Source organism: Pseudorhodobacter sp., assembly GCF_034675685.1.
GTDB lineage: Bacteria > Pseudomonadota > Alphaproteobacteria > Rhodobacterales > Rhodobacteraceae > Pseudorhodobacter.
Map to the genome: position 1 here is coordinate 14,847 of NZ_JAUCDA010000009.1, position 15,136 is coordinate 29,982.

Here is a 15,136-nt window from a genome sequence, read left to right on the forward strand (position 1 = left end):
TCGGCGAAAATGGAAGTAAGGTCAGCGACCGCCGCAGATGCTGGCGGTCGCTGACAATCGAGCCGCGTCAGCCGACCCGGTCGAGAAGCTTCTTGGCGTGGCCTTCCAGGGTGAGACGGGCACCCTGTTGGGTTTTCTCACGCGCGAGCCGTGTGATCCCCTGCACAAAATCGAAGATGCTCTCGGGCGGGTGGCCCTCTTCCATCAGCACTTTCTCGATGATCTTGCCGGATTCCACCTTCGAGAAGCCTCGCTTGCGCAGAAAATCCGCGCGATCCTCGTCACTGCGCGCCACGATCTGCTGCCGCGCCGCCTTGATGCCATTCATGAAACTTTGCGGCGAGGAATTGGCAAACCGGGTCAGCGCGGGCGCTGCCTCGTGGGCAAAGCGGGAAGCCGCGTATTTCGAGTGGCGGATCTTGATCTCCTGGAAATCCTCAACGCCCCAGAGATTGCGGTTCTGGCAGACCGCGCGCAAATAGAAGCTGGCCATGCCGAGCGTCTTGGCACCCACCTCGGAATTCCAGCAATAAAAGCCCCGGAAGTATAGATCGGGGGAGCCATCGGGCAGCTTACCAGCCTCGATCGGGTTGCGATCGTCGAACAGGAACAGGAAGACGTCCCGGTCCGAGGCATAAAGCGTGGTCGTGTCGCGGCTGATCTCGACATCGGGATTGTAGACCCCGGTCGACCAGTCGAGGACACCCGGTACCTTCCAGCGCGTGTCGCCGGTGCCATTGCCTGCAATCCGCTGCACCGCTTCAACCAACTCGTGATCATGGATGCGGCCATAGTCGGGGCCGGTGACAGCACGCAGTTCCGTGCGGCCATCCTCGGTCTCGAAGGTCTTCACCTGCTCGGCGCGGTGATTGGTCAGACCGTATTGCAGGTTGATCCCCGCCAAAGGCGCGGGCAGCTGCCGCAGGTAAGAGGCCGGCGCGCCAACGAGACTCGCGAGTTGACCAAAGGCCCAATGCGTCGGGGCCACCGGTTCCTGCGCTTTTGGCAGCACAAGATGCAGCCGGTCGGCGCTGTCGCGGGCGGCCTCGACCCGGATATCGGCGGTCTGCACCACCCGGCTGCGGCTGCGCTCGGAGCGACCCTTTACGCTCGCCCAGAGATCGTCGAGCGACAGATACCGCTCGTCATCGGGTCGGTTGAACCATTCGGACGACACACGCCCGTTCCGCTCACCCCGGCTCACATCCACCTTGTAGCCACCCGTCCGTGCGGGCTGCACAGGGTCCAAAACTTCCACAATGCCCATTGGCTATTCCTCCGTGACAGGCGCTGGAAGCCACTCTCCCAGCCTTCAACCCATCGCGAAAGCAACCAGCCTCGCTCTTACTCTCAAACGCAGGCTGATGTGGGAGCACCGCCTGTTGCCAAGCAGCCCGGCGCAGGCACAGTGACACCGGGCGCTGATCTAATTGTTGGAGCTAGACTTCAAGCTAGCCACCGCATCAAGGAAGGCCTGATCCAGCACCGGATCGTCCCATTTTCCAGCGACAGCCATCCAACGATCCAGGTCCTCCCGGAAACCCGGATCGTCGCTCTTGATGTGAAACGTGAACAGGCGATTGACGATGTCCCGCATCAGGCTTGCCATCTGGGCGTCGTCGATATGGGCGGCCTCAAGCCATGGTATTTCGCGGCCCTCCGCATCGATCACGAGGACATCGGTATAATCCCCCGTCCTGGTTGTTGGCACCGTGCCTGCGTGCAGGTCTTCGAGGCACGAATTGCGGATGCAGATCATGGCCATGATCTTCGCAAGATTGGCCGCGATGCGGTCTTCGTCAGCGGGCTTCATGGTCAAATCCTCATGTGGTAGATAAATATCGGCTGTCGGCTTGTGGGACATAAGGACAGGATCATTCGTTGAGATAAGCCGTCCAATTTTGCCGCGCATGCACAATACGCAGCACGTCCAGCCAGCTGTCTTCGATCCGATAGATGATGAGATGGGACCCTGAGCGGTACACCCGCACCGGTGGGCGAATTTCGAGCCGTTCGCGCGCAATTTCAGGGTGTCGGACCAGCAGGGACATATCACTGGCAATCGCGCGGATGTAGGTTTCGGCCTGGCCAACAGACCAGATACGTACGGTGTAATCCCAGATCGCGTCCAGATCGCTTACTGCTGCAGGAGACAGTCGGTATTCAGTGACCGTTGGTGTCGGCATTCTGATCTCGCTTGCGGGCAAGGAATGCTTCGACATCCAAATGCCGCGCGGGACCATTGGCGATGCCCTCATCGACGAGCTGCTGCAGCTCCGCAATGGCTTGATGGCGGTCCTGGTCCCGGCGGATCAGATCGCGCACGTAGTCACTGGCGTTGCTGTAGCGCCCATCCTTGGTTTGCGCCTCGACCCAGGTCTTCATCGGATCGGGCAATGAGACATTCATCGTGGCCATGATCTTGATCTCCTTTCTCATGAGGATGGCATAGATTGCCAAAGTTTGTCAATAAGTGCGCCAGCGCCAGACTGGACCTAACCGTTTACGGCGCACCCCGAACCCGGCGGGTTGTCCCGCCGGGCCTGAGGGGGGAGACCCCGTTCTTCAGAACGGGATCTCGTCGTCGCGGTCGACCAGCTCGGGGTCTTGACCCTCGGCTGATTTCGGGCGGCTGAGGAAGTCGACCTTCTCGGCGATGATCTCGCAGCCGTAGCGGTCATTGCCCAAGCTGTCGATCCACTTGCTGTAGTGGATACGGCCGTGGACGAGGACCTTCATGCCCTTTTCGCAATGCTCTGCGACCGTCTTGCCGAGACCGTTGAAGCAGGTGATGCGATGCCATTCCGTGTCCATGACCCGGTAACCGTTGTCGTCGCGCAGCACGCGGCCTTCCGCGAGGCGGGGGCGCGAGGTGGCGAGGCTGAAGTTGGTGATCTGGGTGCCGCCTTGGGTGGTGCGCGCTTCAGGGTTCTGGCCGATGTTGCCGGCGAGGATGACGATGTTCTGCATGGTAAGCTCCTGTGTTTCCTGTCTTCGGGACCGTCCCTTCGACAAGACCCTGAAAAAGCCCGTCGGGTGACGCGTGCACGGTGGACAGCATGGACGCCGGAAACCCCCAGAGGACCGGGGTGGAGCGGGCGGGCCTGGCACAGGTCAACACGGCCCGGACTGACGCGGGGTTGCGCGCAGGAGACCGAACGGGATTAGGGGATTGTCAGGCGAAGAGATGGCCCAGAGGACAGAGAGGCGCGGGGAGCCCATGCCAGATCCTGTCATCGTGCCAGTCGGATTTGTCTGAACCTAATCACTGCACCTCTTTGGCGGCGACTGCTGATAATCAACCCCCGCCAACCGTGGCCACGTCTAACCGGAGTTGTGGGCTATGCCGACTCAGGCATCGATACCGGAGCATTCAAGACACGAGGCTCTGCATGGCTGATTGCGGTCTCGCGGCGCTGTCACTCAAGGATCTGAAGTAATGCAGAAGGGCGTCGGCTCGGTTATCTCCACCTACGAGGATCGGCAGCGGGCAACGGCCCGCACAAAGGTGGAAGCCTTCGCCAGAGAACTGGACTACTCCCTGGCTGACCTCTTCAGTGCCGAAGTGAAAGCCACTCTAGCGCCCGCCCCTGCGAAACACCGGCACCCGAAGAACGCTACGGTTGTCTGGTTCGGCCCCGGGCGAAAGCCGCAACGGTTCGTCGGTAACCGCGCCATTGGCACCGCCTGCCTGATGCTCGTGCGATGATCTAAGAGACGTCGTTAATGACGTCTTTAGCGACGTCTCTTATACGGGGTCTGGGATGCGTGGCGAAATTCTTGGGGCGGAGCGGCGACGCTTTTGGCATGACGACGAAAAGCTTGAGATTGTCGCGTCGGTTGGGATTGCCGGGGCGAGTGTGACGCAGGTTGCGCAGCGCCATGAGATTAAGCGACAACAAATTTACGCGTGGCGGCATGAGCTGAAGAAGAAAGGCTTGTGGTCGCCCGATGCCGGGGCGCTTTTCTTGCCGCTGGACATGCCCGTGACTGCAGGAGTGCCGGTGGCGCAGGCACCGGTCGCTGAGCTGCCGCCTCCAGTTGCTGTTGAATTGCGCCTGCGTGGGGGGCGTAGTCTGCATTTTGAAAGCACGATTGATCCTGCTGCGCTGTCGGCGCTGATCCGTGTGGTTGACGCTGCATGATCGGCCCGGGCACCGGTGTGCGTGTGTATCTGGCCTGCGGTGTCACGGATATGCGCAAGGGGATCGCAGGGCTGGCGGCGCTGACCCAGGACGTGTTGCGACAAAAGCCTACCAGTGGGGCGGTGTTTGCGTTTCGAGGCCGTCGGGGTGATCGGATCAAGCTTCTGTTCTGGGATGGGCAAGGGTTTTGCCTCTATTACAAGGTGCTTGAGCGGGGCCGTTTCCCTTGGCCAAATGCCCAGGATGGGGCGATGCGGCTGACCTCGGCGCAGCTTGCGATGCTCTGGGAGGGTATCGACTGGCGGCGTCCGGATTGGGGTGCTCCGCCTGCGAGGGTGGGGTGATTTTGCGCCGGGATTTACGTTATTCATATGGTGCTTCGGCCTGATTTTTGGTAATCAGCCGCATGTCAAAGCCTGCTGAAAATCTGCCTGATGATCCCGCTGAATTGCGCGCGATGATCGCGGTATTGCAGGCCGAGAACGCGCGGATCTCGGCGGAGAACGCCAAGATATCGGCCACGCTGCGGGTTCATGACCAGTTGGTGCAGGCCCTGCGCCTGCGGATCGCCAAGTTACAGAAACTGGCTTTTGGCAAATCCTCGGAGAAAATCGAGCGCGAGATCGAGCAACTGGAACTGGCGCTCGAAGACCTGCTGGTTGCGGTGGCCGAGGAAGATGATGCGCCCATCGACGAAGGGCGTGATGAGCCGTCACCAGGCACTGCCGATGCGCCCGCTTTGCGCCGTCGGCCGCGTGTCCCGGATGAAACTCGCCGCGAGCGCCGTGAGCTTGATCCTGGTGCCTGCTGCCCTGACTGCGGCGGCGACCTGCGCGTGGTAGGCGAGGATGTCAGCGAGTTGCTGGACATGATCGCCGCACAGATGAAGGTGATCCAGATTGCCCGGATCAAGAAATCCTGCCGCCGCTGCGAGAAAATGGTGCAGGAACCAGCCCCCAGCCGCCCGATTCCGGGCAGTATGGCGGGGCCGAACCTGCTGGCGCATGTGCTGGTCTCGAAGTTTGACGACCACCTTCCTTTGTATCGCCAGCACGAGATCTTCGCCCGCATGGGCGCGGACATTCCCGAGACTACGCTGGTGGGCTGGTGTGGTCGCGCCATGAAGACCCTGTCGCCGCTGATAGAGCGGATTGAGGCCGATATTATGGGCAGCGACCTGCTGCATGCGGATGATACACCGATCCGGGTGCTGGATCGCTCTTTGCGCGACAAGGGGCTTGGCAAAGGGGTCAAACAAGGCCGTATCTGGGCCTATGTGCGCGATCAACGCCCTTGGGCGGGGTCATCGCCACCGGGCGCTGTCTATCGCTTTGCGCCAGACTGGAAGGAAGAGCACGTTCTTGACCACCTGTCCGATGCGCGCGGCATCCTCCAGGCCGATGGCTACAAGGGCTATGCCAAGCTCTATGCGCCTGAACCCGATGGCAAATCGCGCTTGCGCGAGGCGGCCTGTTGGGCCCACCTACGACGCGACTTCCATGACTTCTGGACCTCGACCAAGTCCGAGATCGCCCGTGAGGCTCTCGACCGGATCGGCAAGTTCTACGATGTCGAGCGCGACATCAACGGTCAGCCCGCTGACGTCCGCTATGCGGCGCGGCAAAAGCTGAGCCGACCAAAGGTCGAGGCCTTCTTTGCCTGGTCCGAACAGCAGCTCCTGCGCATTCCAGGCAAAAGCGATCTGGCCAAGGCCTTCCGCTATGGCATCGCCCGGCAGGACGCCTTCAGCCTGTTTCTGTCTGACGGCCGCGTGGCCATCGACAACAACCCCGCCGAGCGCGCTCTGCGCCCGATTGGAATCGGCAGAAAAAATTGGTTATTTGCAGGGGCGGATACCGGTGCAGAAACCCTCGCTCGTGCGATGACCGTCATTGAAACCGCCAAGCTGAACGGTCTCGACCCGCTGGCCTATCTGGCTGACATCTTCGACCGCATCCACGATCACAAGATCAACAGGCTGGATGAATTGCTGCCGTGGAATTGGGCATCATTGGCATCCGTGACGGACAGTCAAGCCGCATAAGCTGCGGTATCAATGGCCTGGTTACGTTCGTCGACGCGCTGCTATCGGGAAGAACGGCAGGGAACCTGGCAAGCGCCTGAGAAAATGTTGGAGATGCGGCCGGCCCAAACCGGCCATTGCCACGGTGTAATGACGCCGCAGCGCAGTTTTCGCATTTCTGCCGTTCTTGCATCGCGCAGCATTTCCAACTGGCGGATGGCGGCTGTTTGGGGCAATGCAATCTTTTGCTATCCGCTGTAGGCTTGATGTAAGCGGTCGCTGGGTAGCACTGTCACCTTATCTTGGCGGCGTGAAGTTCCACGGCAGCAGGTCGTCTAGGCGGCTTTGTGGGTGGCCGTTGGCAATCGCGGTCAGGGTTGCCTTGAGATAGGCAAAGGGCTCGATGCCGTTAATCTTGCAGGTCTCGATGAGCGAGGCGATGCGGCCCCAGGCGATGCCGCCTTCGTCATGCCCCGTTGCCCGGCAGGGTTTTGGCAAGGCCAAAATCCCGAGAGGGGGCGAAGAGCGCGTTTTTGCGATTAAGGGCTATCGGGCGGATCAGGTTTTCAACCCTGTTGGAGTCAATCTCCACGCTGCCGTCCTGCAGGAAGGTTTGCAGCCCGTCCCAGTGGTTATGGATGTAGGTCAGCTTTTCGCCCAGGCGGGATTTTGCGGAGATCTTGCGGCGATGGGTCTGCAGCCAGTCACCGAATGCGGCCACCAACGGCGCGGTGCGGGCTTGGCGGGCAGATAGGCGCTGGCCTTGCGAGACGCCGCGGATGTCGGCCTCGACGGCATAGAACTCAGCGATGCGGCGCAGACCCTCGGCGGCGATCTCCGATCCGTCGCGATCGAAGACCTCCTTGAGTTTGCGTCGGGCATGCGCCCAGCAGTGCGCCACCCGAATGGGCGCACCTCCCTTGCGCGCGGGTTTGGTCAGGCGGTTGTAGCCGGTGTAACCATCGATCTGCAGGATGCCATCGAAGCCGGTGAGGAAGGTTTCGGCATTCTCGCCCGCGCGGCCGGGGGCATAGAAGTAGACGACGCCGGGCGGGTCCTCGCCGCCCCACGGCCTGTCATCACGGGCGAGCGCCCAGAGATATCCGGTCTTTGTCACACCGCGCCCCGGGTCCAGCACCGGGGCTGTTGTCTCGTCCATGAACAGTTTGGATGACCGCTTCAGGTGGTCGGCCAGCCGGTCAACGATGGGTTTCAGGTGGAACGCAGCCTTGCCGACCCAGTCGGCCAGCACGGCGCGGTGCAGATCGAGGCCCGCCCGTGCCATGATCTGGCTCTGGCGATACAAGGGAAGATGGTCCGCATATTTGCTGACCAGCACATGGGCGATGGTGGCCTCGGTCGGCAGGCCGCCCATGATCAGATGGCTGGGTGCTGGGGCTTGGGTCACCCCGTCGGTGTAGGTCCGGCAGGCATACTTCGGCCGCACGGTCACGATGACGCGCAACTGCGCCGGCACGATGTCCAGCCGCTCGCTGCGGTCTTCGCCGATCTTGTGCATGACACCGCAGCCACAGGGGCAGATCAGGCTGGCGGGCTCAACGATCTCTTCGATCCGCGGCAGCGCGGCTGGCAGGTTGCCGATGGTGCGCTTGGGCGTAGGCTTGGTCGTCCCGTTGTCCGCCTTGGCGGCCCGCGTTTTCTTTTCTGTCTCAACCTCGGCCAAGGCGATGGACAGGTCTTCGAACGCCAGCTGGCGTTCATCTTCAGACAGCTTTTCTGACCGCTTGCCATGCAGGGCGTGGTTCAGCTCGGCGATGAGATGCTCTTGCCGACGGGTGATTTCTGTCAGTGTCGCCACCGTTTCCATCAACGCCAGCACCGCCGCGCGTTGCGCGGCCGGGATGGCGGAAAGGTCGATGACGGGTGCGGTTTGCATGGGCTGAAGCTACCATAAAAACCCCCGCAAAAACACGCCAAACCAAGCGGTTGATTTACTCTGCCGCAGCTGGCGGGCGTGCCTCCAATGCCTTTACTTTGCGCCAGTCGAGACCCGCAAACAGCGCCTCGAACTGGGCGTGGTTCAGCGCCATCACCCATCCTTGATCGCGGGCCAAGTGAATGTCGCATCCTCCAGCCGCTTGTAGGCCATCACCAAGCCAGTGCCATCCCAGAAGAGCAGCTTCAACCTGTCCGCCTTACGCGAGCGGAACACAAAGACCGTGCCGGTGAACGGATCCTTGCGTAGCACAGACGACACAATTGCTGCCAGGCCATCATGGCCTTTCCTGAAGTCGACAGGCTGCGTCGAGACTGAGAACGGCAATGCAAAAGTGAGCCACGGAAGTGGCGTGATAATCTCGCTGCGGGCAGCGTAAAATGTTGCCACTTTGGCCCTTTCTGTTTGCAGGGAGGGCGGGAGATTTTAGTCGTGGATTTATATTTGAAGGTCCGCCTCGCGCGTCGGGGCGGTATGAGCGAACGGGTGGCAGCAGGCCATTTCGGTATATCTCGTGCAAGCGTTAAGAAGATGATGATGTTTTCGGTGCCGCCCGGTTATCAGCGAACGGCGCAGATCAAGCGGCCCAAGCTGGACGGGTTCACCGGCTTCATTGATCAGTGGCTGAGGACGATCTCAGCCGGAACCGGAAGCAGCGCCATACCGCCAAGCGCATTTTTGAGCGTCTGCGGGATGAGCATCAATTCCAAGGGGGCTATTCGACGGTCAAGAACTATGTCCGGGAACATGGGCGCCGCAGTCGGGAGATGTTTGTGCCGCTGGCGCATTCCCCCGGCCACGCCCAAGCTGATTTTGGCGAAGCAATGGTTGTGATCGGCGGTGTTGAGCAGAAGGCGTATTTCTTCGCACTTGATCTCCCCCACAGTGACGCCTGCTTTGTGCGGGCTTATCCTGCGGCGGTGTCTGAAGCTTGGGTTGACGGTCACGTCCATGCTTTTGGATTCTTCGGACGGGTTCCGCAGTCGGTTTCTTATGACAATGACCGATGCTTGGTCGCGAAGATCCTGCCGGACGGGTCGCGCAAGCGGACCAAACTGTTTAGCGGGTTCCTGTCGCATTACTTCATCCATGATCGCTATGGTCGCCCGGGCAAGGGGAACGATAAAGGCGCTGTCGAGGGCTTGGTCGGATACGCGCGGCGCAACTTCATGGTGCCCATTCCTCATTTTGCGACGTGGGCAGCGTTCAATCTTTGGCTGGAAGAGCAATGCCGCAAGCGCCAATCAGATGTTTGCGCGGTCATGCCGAGACAATCGGGCAGCGCTTGGCGCGTGATCTTGAGGCCATGATGGATCTGCCCGCATCACCGTTTGACGCCTGCGATCAGGCCACCGGTCAGGTGAACTCGCAGTCCTTGGTGCGCTACAAGACCAACGACTACTCGGTGCCGGTTGCCTATGGTCATCGTGACGTCTGGCTTCGCGGTTATGTCGATCTGGTGGTCATTGGCTGTGGCGGTGATGTTATCGCCCGCCACCCCAGATGCTGGGATCGCGAAGACATGGTCTTCGACCCCGTCCATTATCTGCCCTTGCTGGAGCAAAAAGTGGGGGCCCTTGATCAGGCAGCCCCTTTGGCCAGTTGGGATTCGCCGGCAGAGTTTGCGACCCTGCGCCGCCTGATGGAGGCCAGGATGATAAAGGCGGGTCGGCGCGAGTATGTGCAGGTCTTGCGCTTGTTGGAGACATTCGAGATGGCAGACCTGCAGGTTGCCGTCAAAAATGCACTTCGTATGGGGGCGATCGGGTTCGATGCCGTCAAACACCTCGTGTTGTGTCAGGTCGAGAGGCGACCGCCCAAATTGGATCTGGATGTCTACCCTTTTCTGCCAAAGGCTAATGTGGGCACGACATCGGCGGCCAGCTACATGTCCCTAATGAAGCAGGGGCAGGCAGCATGAGCGACGCGCCCCAAATCCTGTTGAACCACCGCCTTAAATCGCTGCGGCTGCCGACCGTTCTGCGGGAATACGGCAAACTGGCCAAGCAGGCAGCGGCGGAAGGGCTGGACCATGTTCAGTTTCTCGCACGCCTCATTGAGCTGGAGATGATCGACCGGGAACGCCGGATGATCGAGCGCAGGATCAAGGCGGCGAAGTTCCCGGCCGTCAAAAGCCTTGATAGCTTTGACTTCAAGGCAATCCCGGCCTTGAACAAGATGCAGGTGCTTGAATTGGCACGCTGCGAATGGATCGAGCGACGCGAGAATGTCATCGCCCTTGGCCCATCGGGCACCGGCAAAACCCACATTGCCCTCGGTCTTGGCCTGTCCGCCTGCCAGAAAGGCCTGTCTGTCGGCTTTGTAACCGCCGCAGCACTCGTCCACGAATTGATGGAAGCACGCGATGAGCGCCGATTGCTGCGGCTTCAAAAGCAAATGGTCGGCCACAAGCTGCTGATAATCGATGAATTGGGCTTCGTGCCGCTCAGCAAAACTGGCGCTGAGCTGCTGTTCGAGCTGATCTCGCAACGCTATGAACGCGGCGCAACTTTGATCACCAGCAATCTGCCATTTGACGAATGGACCGAAACCTTCGGGTCAGAACGCCTCACCGGCGCACTTCTCGACCGCCTGACCCACCATGTGAACATCCTTGAGATGAACGGCGAAAGCTATCGCTTGGGCCAGAGCAAGGCGCGACAAGACAAGGCTTAACCCACACGCACATCGAAAGCAGTTGGCCCTCACGGGCCAAAGCATCCGGGCAACCGCCAGCTCTGTGATAAGCGCGGTCGCCCGGATGCTGGCGCACGCCTAACCGGCAATCTTGCAACCCCAAAGTGGCAACATTTTGCGCTGCCCTTTGGCTCACTTTTACTCTGCCGTTGACACAAGCGCAACCTTGGCCTTAAACTCGGGCGCGTGGTTCTTTCTCTTCGTCATTCTGGATCATCTCGCTCATTAAGAAATCCATCTTAACAACTGGTCCGAATTCCCGCGACCACCTCTCAACTAGGTGGGTCAGATCTCGGTGAAAATGCCGGGTCAATTCTCAGTGGCAATTAACACACGCGAGGTTTTTGGCGTTCCAAATCCAGCCGTGGAAGCACTGTGGAAGCAGGCAAGGGCGTAAAATGGGGTGTGATGTAAATGTAACTCTAGGCCCTTGCCATTTCTGGAGCGAAGCGCAGCTTGCGGCCCGAGGACATTTGCGAAGTCTCTGGCGCTGCAATGCACCTTGGTGCGTAAAACGGCTCGTTTTCTATGCATCAACTTCCGAGATATCCACCGAAACTTTGTCGATCAGGAACTTCCTAACGCTCAACCTTTCGGCACTATCGACATTGAATAGAGCAAGGTTAATGCCGTCGCTTACGGAACTGCTGTAGAGGACCCCAGCGAAACCCTGCTTCTTGATAAACTCGCAAAGAAACTGGCTGGGAACATAGTCGATAGCGGCGCTTCTTGGTAAGATGGGCCTAGTCAGTTCTTCCCCAAGCTTCGCCAAAAACGGAACATCTGCTCTCAGTTTGGCCACATCACTCGTTTCCGCCAAAAGAAAGGGTGAAACCAGCTTCTTCGGATTTCTTAGATCGACAACTTTAGTGTCCTTTGGGATACGAACAGTTGCAACACTTGCTTGCTCGCCAGTATGTGGCCTCACCTCGGCTACGGCTGTTTGCGGCGTTGATGCGACATACAGGTAGGGAATTCCAGATGGGTTAGCTCTCCCATGCGAAGCTACGCCCTTTGGAGGGGCGCCCATTTCTCCAAGCTCGAAAATGGTATCATTCGCCATTATGCGCGCACGGAACCATTCAGTGGGCAGAGGATCGGATATAAGGTAGTCGAGCAATTCTCTTAAGCGGTCGTGCTTAAGCTCTTCATCTAAAAAATATCGATTTTTGTAACGAAGCTCGTCTCTAAGAGTTTCCCAGTTTGCAACCACAGTAGATTCAGTTGCATTGGGGGCTTGAGTGGTTTGAAGGCCCTTCTCTTGATTATTTCGCCGTCATCAAGAATGTCAGAGCTAAGAGTGGTTGGCAGCGGGTAAATATTTGATAAACAATCCTAATAGCATTAATATTGTGTTTGCGGTATGTCCTCTTGTAGTGTGGAAAGGAATTGGAGGTAGTAGGGTTGTAGGATGGGAAATGAATAATTATCTTAAAGGAGGTGGAGGGGGGGAAAGAAGGGGGAGGGGATGGGAAAAAAGGGGACGGTCGAGGGTGGGGAAGTCGCGATGGAGGCGGTTTGTGGATTGCCCGAACCGGTGCCCCGTGGCGTGATCTTCCAGTGATTTGGAACTGGAACACCATTTTAAACGCTTCCGACATGGGTAAGCGGTTTTCTAGCGGTATTTGACGCCGTGTCGGGTGTCAAATCAATGCGTCATGATTGATGGCACAATCTGCAAGGTTCACCGCCACGGACAGGGCGCAAAAGGGGGGGTTCGAAGAGCCAGGCTATAGGGCGATTTCGCGGTGGAGTCCCCACAAAATTCTGGGCCTGACTGATGCGCTCGGCAATCTGGTTTCATTTCGTCTGATGCCGGGGCAAGTCCATGATCTGCGCGAAACGGCGGAGATCATTGAGGGTATTTCCTGCAAAATGTCCCTTGCGGATCGCGCATTTGACGCCAACTGGCTGCGCGAAACCCTGGGGTGTTTTCGGGAATATCCCGGGTGCATCCCGCCAAAATCCCGCCGAAAATTCCCGCCAGAGTTCGACAACCATAGTTACAAAATGGCGGCATCTGATTGAGAACTCCTTTCCAAAAACTGAAGGAATTCAAACGTATAGCCCTGCGGGCCTGTAAAACAGACCAGAGCTTCGCTTCAATAATCTATCTGGCCGCCCGCTATCATAAACCGCTCTGATAAACCCAACAGGCCCTAGGCTCTTGCTATGAAGTCCGCAATAGCCGCAACTGCCTTCAGTTAGGGAGAGGGTAGGGAAAATGTTATTTCTCAGCCCTCTGTCCCCGAAACAGTTCGGGCAGCATTTACGTGGCACGGCTTTTCCTCAATGCAAAAAATTGTTGATGGTCTCAATATGATGGATCATCGAAAGCTTCTTAGCTTGCCCTAACCCCGGAAAGTGTTCCTTTTCTTGCAACTCAAGAAATTGGGTCAACGCCTTTCCAAGGAATAATCCAGATTTGCCTGTATCGTACGTTATTCTAAGTTTTAGTAATGCTTCGGCAAACTTTCCAGCAGGGTCAGTGGGCGTATCTTTGCTATCAGAAACGAAGTGATGGATATACATCTCGTCGTCCTTAGCAGCGTCAATAAACGTGAGGTGGATAGCGACGGCATAGGCTGGACCGCCGCCCTCAGTGAATTCGGAACCTACGGTTAGGAAGTCGCCAAATCCATCCATGCCTTCATCAGTATAGGTGATATGTAAATCTGAAAATACTTCGATAGGAATAGATAAATGATCCGCGTTGCGCCGTTTCGTAAAGCCATCCCGCAACAGGACGCGATGCGCCCCATCAAAGTGTTTTCGATAAAGTTTTTTGCAGTTTTGTTCAAAAAAGACATGGCGTGTTTTCTCAAGCTTATCGCCAATTTTCTCGGCAAGCGCTTTTGCATCCATGAACCCAGCATGAATAAAGACTGGTTGGTGTTCTTTGTGGTTGTTGTAAAGTTTGACCGCGTCGCCCAAGCTCGTGGTTTCTGTTAACAAAAGTCCTGCGTACACGTTTTCTAACTCAAGATATTCATCTCTCAAGAGCGTTGATATTTTTTCTCCATCGTCTGCGTGGTCGCCATATTCAGGGTTTACGACCACGATTACGGTACCGCCAGCGGTACAAACCGCATCCAATGCGCGCTGTAGCCCCTTTAATTGCGCTTTCACTGGCTCAATAATTGGCGTAAATCCTGCTCCGGCCATCAATTCAGCTGTGTCCCGAATAGCAATCAATTCGAATTGCTTGCCTCTAAAATATGGATAGTACATTAGATTTCCCTACTTCCAAGTCAGTGCTACATCCATAGGTGAAGAAACGGCGGCAAGAATGTTATGCTGCTGGCCTTGCTTGATCTTGTACGTAAGAGCTGCGGCTTGCAATGAGAACGGTAAGCTTCCGACAAAATCATTAAGTGAAGACATGTCGCGTGTTTTTTTTAGTACGCTCACCATAGTCCGATGCAACAAAGTCGGATCAAGAGCTTCAAATTCAGTCAATAACGCTGAGCGCAATCTTGTATTTGGGACATCGGGTACTTTGATGTCGAGCGCCTTCAGGATCGAAGCGGCCTCATTTGAACGAAGCGAACCAAGCACAGCAGCAGCCTCAACCAAGTGGGGGCAATCGATAGCCTCGCGAATAGTGCTAATTCTGTTCCATCGTCTCAGACACATCACCCCAACTCTATCGGGTACCAAATCAGAAATGCCTTCGACGTGATCTGCGCCAGCAATCACATAGATTTTAGCGAATACCTTCTGGTAGTCTGTTACCTGCTTTTCCAATCGTGAGAGCGTATCCCGTTCGGACTTGATCTCATAAACAGTTGCCGTTCCGTTCAGGATGATCAAATCCGCCTTGCTTTTTCCAGCTCTGAATTCTGTTAGCATACTTGCCGTCTTGAGAGAGTGTGTTCCCATTAGGATGTTGCGCACCAACGCGGCTCGATACACATATTCGTTTCGAAGGTTGGTTTTCCGTAAGCGTTCGAATGCTTCGTTAAACACTTCACCAACAGTCAGCGCGCTCCCAGCAATGGCTCCCAGCTCAGATTGTTCAACAAGTCTAGCAAACAGCGGCGAACGACCAACGCTAGCTAGTTCATGGAATACTCCAGCCGAAAACAGCCTAGATAGAGCTGCGGATACTGTTGCCTGTTTTGTCATTTTCTTTGTCGCATTTCTTTAAGCGAATATCTTTCAAAAGCGTTCAGCCCAAAGGTAGCCTTGTGAATGCCTGTTTTGAAGGCCTGCGCTGAGGGATTGAAGATGTTTGAGCGCCCTCTACGCAGCCTATCCCTTCCTTGCAACCCACAGCAACGCATAGATAGATGTAATGCATTGATTATAAAT

Annotated in this window: 14 protein-coding genes and 2 pseudogenes; 6 read left to right on the plus strand and 10 right to left on the minus strand. The window is 57.2% G+C overall.

All coding sequences use genetic code 11. The annotated features are described in order from the left end of the window. Positions 1 to 67: 67 nt before the first annotated feature. From VDP61_RS08080 to VDP61_RS08100, 5 genes are all read right to left on the minus strand, one after another. Entirely contained in the window at positions 68 to 1,267 is a 1,200-nt protein-coding gene (locus VDP61_RS08080; RefSeq protein ID WP_323006429.1) for a DUF932 domain-containing protein, read from the minus strand. Between the two features lie 159 nt (positions 1,268 to 1,426). Continuing rightward, a complete protein-coding gene (locus tag VDP61_RS08085; protein WP_323006430.1) occupies positions 1,427 to 1,813 on the minus strand; it encodes a hypothetical protein in 387 nt (128 codons plus the stop codon). 61 nt (positions 1,814 to 1,874) lie between these two features. Next, positions 1,875 to 2,186 (minus strand): type II toxin-antitoxin system RelE/ParE family toxin, encoded by a 312-nt coding sequence (locus VDP61_RS08090; protein ID WP_323006431.1) that lies wholly within the window; start codon positions 2,184 to 2,186, stop codon positions 1,875 to 1,877. Beyond that, entirely contained in the window at positions 2,164 to 2,418 is a 255-nt protein-coding gene (locus VDP61_RS08095) for a type II toxin-antitoxin system ParD family antitoxin (RefSeq protein ID WP_323006432.1), read from the minus strand. Before VDP61_RS08095 ends, VDP61_RS08090 begins: the two co-directional genes overlap by 23 nt. Before the next feature lie 147 nt (positions 2,419 to 2,565). Further along, on the minus strand, positions 2,566 to 2,970 hold the full coding sequence (locus VDP61_RS08100) for a single-stranded DNA-binding protein (protein WP_323006433.1): 405 nt from the start codon (positions 2,968 to 2,970) through the stop codon (positions 2,566 to 2,568). A gap of 469 nt (positions 2,971 to 3,439) precedes the next feature. On the opposite strand from VDP61_RS08100, the gene VDP61_RS08105 reads away from it, so the two are divergent. The 4 genes from VDP61_RS08105 to tnpC (VDP61_RS08120) all read left to right on the plus strand — a co-directional run bounded on the left by VDP61_RS08105 (position 3,440) and on the right by tnpC (VDP61_RS08120) (position 6,189). Then, positions 3,440 to 3,709 carry an H-NS histone family protein gene (locus tag VDP61_RS08105; RefSeq protein ID WP_323006434.1) on the plus strand — a complete coding sequence of 90 codons (270 nt, stop codon included), beginning with the start codon at positions 3,440 to 3,442 and terminating at the stop codon, positions 3,707 to 3,709. A 55-nt stretch (positions 3,710 to 3,764) separates the two neighbouring features. Next, complete coding sequence (gene tnpA, locus VDP61_RS08110) at positions 3,765 to 4,145, plus strand: IS66-like element accessory protein TnpA (protein ID WP_108693087.1); 381 nt, start codon at positions 3,765 to 3,767, stop codon at positions 4,143 to 4,145. Beyond that, entirely contained in the window at positions 4,142 to 4,489 is a 348-nt protein-coding gene (gene tnpB / locus VDP61_RS08115; protein ID WP_108693086.1) for an IS66 family insertion sequence element accessory protein TnpB, read from the plus strand. The genes tnpA and tnpB (VDP61_RS08115) overlap by 4 nt, the downstream gene beginning before the upstream one ends. Before the next feature lie 62 nt (positions 4,490 to 4,551). Then, positions 4,552 to 6,189, plus strand: coding sequence for an IS66 family transposase (tnpC, locus tag VDP61_RS08120; RefSeq protein WP_323006435.1), 1,638 nt, complete (start codon positions 4,552 to 4,554; stop codon positions 6,187 to 6,189). A gap of 276 nt (positions 6,190 to 6,465) precedes the next feature. On the opposite strand, the pseudogene tnpC (VDP61_RS08125) reads toward tnpC (VDP61_RS08120), so the two are convergent. After that, positions 6,466 to 7,996: pseudogene (gene tnpC / locus VDP61_RS08125) on the minus strand (IS66 family transposase). Positions 7,997 to 8,218: 222 nt separating this feature from the next. After that, a complete protein-coding gene (gene tnpB / locus VDP61_RS08130) occupies positions 8,219 to 8,515 on the minus strand; it encodes an IS66 family insertion sequence element accessory protein TnpB (RefSeq protein WP_323006436.1) in 297 nt (98 codons plus the stop codon). A gap of 42 nt (positions 8,516 to 8,557) precedes the next feature. Here tnpB (VDP61_RS08130) and istA point away from each other — a divergent pair. Both istA and istB read left to right on the plus strand, forming a co-directional pair. Beyond that, positions 8,558 to 10,046 (plus strand): annotated as a pseudogene (istA, locus tag VDP61_RS08135) (IS21 family transposase). Next, a complete protein-coding gene (gene istB / locus VDP61_RS08140; RefSeq protein WP_323006437.1) occupies positions 10,043 to 10,801 on the plus strand; it encodes an IS21-like element helper ATPase IstB in 759 nt (252 codons plus the stop codon). Before istA ends, istB begins: the two are co-directional and overlap by 4 nt. A gap of 547 nt (positions 10,802 to 11,348) precedes the next feature. Here istB and VDP61_RS08145 read toward each other — a convergent pair. The 3 genes from VDP61_RS08145 to VDP61_RS08155 form a co-directional block, all read right to left on the minus strand. Continuing rightward, the gene (locus VDP61_RS08145) at positions 11,349 to 12,035 is read right to left on the minus strand and encodes an RES family NAD+ phosphorylase (RefSeq protein WP_323006438.1); all 687 of its coding nucleotides are present in this window, start codon (positions 12,033 to 12,035) and stop codon (positions 11,349 to 11,351) included. 1,076 nt (positions 12,036 to 13,111) lie between these two features. Beyond that, on the minus strand, positions 13,112 to 14,053 hold the full coding sequence (locus VDP61_RS08150; RefSeq protein WP_323006439.1) for a sce7725 family protein: 942 nt from the start codon (positions 14,051 to 14,053) through the stop codon (positions 13,112 to 13,114). A 9-nt stretch (positions 14,054 to 14,062) separates the two neighbouring features. Beyond that, entirely contained in the window at positions 14,063 to 14,950 is an 888-nt protein-coding gene (locus tag VDP61_RS08155) for a sce7726 family protein (RefSeq protein ID WP_323006440.1), read from the minus strand. Positions 14,951 to 15,136: the final 186 nt, after the last annotated feature.

Excerpts from the sequence above, each read along its gene's own strand:
- VDP61_RS08080 (WP_323006429.1), bottom strand. The coding sequence starts at position 1,267 with ATGGGCATTGTGGAAGTTTTGGACCCTGTGCAGCCCGCACGGACGGGT.
- VDP61_RS08150 (WP_323006439.1), bottom strand. The coding sequence starts at position 14,053 with ATGTACTATCCATATTTTAGAGGCAAGCAATTCGAATTGATTGCTATT.
- istB (WP_323006437.1), top strand. The coding sequence starts at position 10,043 with ATGAGCGACGCGCCCCAAATCCTGTTGAACCACCGCCTTAAATCGCTG.
- tnpA (WP_108693087.1), top strand. The coding sequence starts at position 3,765 with ATGCGTGGCGAAATTCTTGGGGCGGAGCGGCGACGCTTTTGGCATGAC.
- VDP61_RS08090 (WP_323006431.1), bottom strand. The coding sequence starts at position 2,186 with ATGCCGACACCAACGGTCACTGAATACCGACTGTCTCCTGCAGCAGTA.
- tnpC (WP_323006435.1), top strand. The coding sequence starts at position 4,552 with ATGTCAAAGCCTGCTGAAAATCTGCCTGATGATCCCGCTGAATTGCGC.
- tnpB (WP_108693086.1), top strand. The coding sequence starts at position 4,142 with ATGATCGGCCCGGGCACCGGTGTGCGTGTGTATCTGGCCTGCGGTGTC.
- VDP61_RS08105 (WP_323006434.1), top strand. The coding sequence starts at position 3,440 with ATGCAGAAGGGCGTCGGCTCGGTTATCTCCACCTACGAGGATCGGCAG.
- VDP61_RS08085 (WP_323006430.1), bottom strand. The coding sequence starts at position 1,813 with ATGAAGCCCGCTGACGAAGACCGCATCGCGGCCAATCTTGCGAAGATC.
- VDP61_RS08155 (WP_323006440.1), bottom strand. The coding sequence starts at position 14,950 with ATGACAAAACAGGCAACAGTATCCGCAGCTCTATCTAGGCTGTTTTCG.
- VDP61_RS08095 (WP_323006432.1), bottom strand. The coding sequence starts at position 2,418 with ATGGCCACGATGAATGTCTCATTGCCCGATCCGATGAAGACCTGGGTC.
- VDP61_RS08100 (WP_323006433.1), bottom strand. The coding sequence starts at position 2,970 with ATGCAGAACATCGTCATCCTCGCCGGCAACATCGGCCAGAACCCTGAA.